1 protein-coding gene is annotated in these 733 nt (G+C 46.2%); it reads right to left on the bottom strand.

Annotated features, from left to right (window positions below; all coding sequences use genetic code 11):
• The coding region (locus tag A3756_RS18465) for a DUF3336 domain-containing protein (protein ID WP_156490590.1) at positions 1–733 on the bottom strand (733 nt) is incomplete at both ends.

Here is a 733-nt window from a genome sequence, read left to right as displayed (position 1 = left end):
TGGGTAGATAGGCTTGACGCTCACCAAGCTCATTCTTCGCTTCCAACATGACAGAAGGGAAAATACCGGGCACTGCACACGAAGCAAGCACAGCAGTACGAATATAAACATTTGGTGAAGTAATCGCATTCAACAAACGAGAGGTCTGATGGAGTTCTGCAGGCGCTACGGAAATATTGATCCGACGGCCTGTGAGTTCATACGCTTCTTGGAAGGTCAGATCAGGTACCAAACGATTGAGCACATGCTCTTCAAAATCTTTGATATCAGCGCGCTTTCTCTTTCCATACAAGAGCTTTTTAAGCCAGCCTGCATTTTCTTTCGCCTCAGCTAACATTCTCACTGGCTGAATGAGTTCTTTTAGCTCCAAATCTGTATGCGTACCAAATATGGCTGTAATGACCGAGCCCGCACTAGCGCCTGATATAACACTTGGTAGAAGATTTTGCTGAAGCAAGGCTTTTACAACACCAATGTGGAAATGTCCAAGTGCACCGCCGCCACTGAGCATCAGCGCTGTTCGGCCGTAGCAAAGGCTGGCTCGATGAAAGAAGTCTAGGCGCTCTTCATAATCGATCTGCGAGGCATCTAATTCTGCGATATGCTCTATGGACTCAACTATCTCATCGACATACTCTTCGATAAGTTTCTTCGTACCATACTTGGCATGGTTATAGAGAACAGGCTTACCCATTCCCCCCATATTGCCATGTATACCTTCATTCAGAGCGAA

The organism is Oleiphilus sp. HI0086 (genome assembly GCF_001635225.1).
Note: the sequence above shows the minus strand (reverse complement) of the source record. Positions and strands in the feature narration are given on the sequence as shown.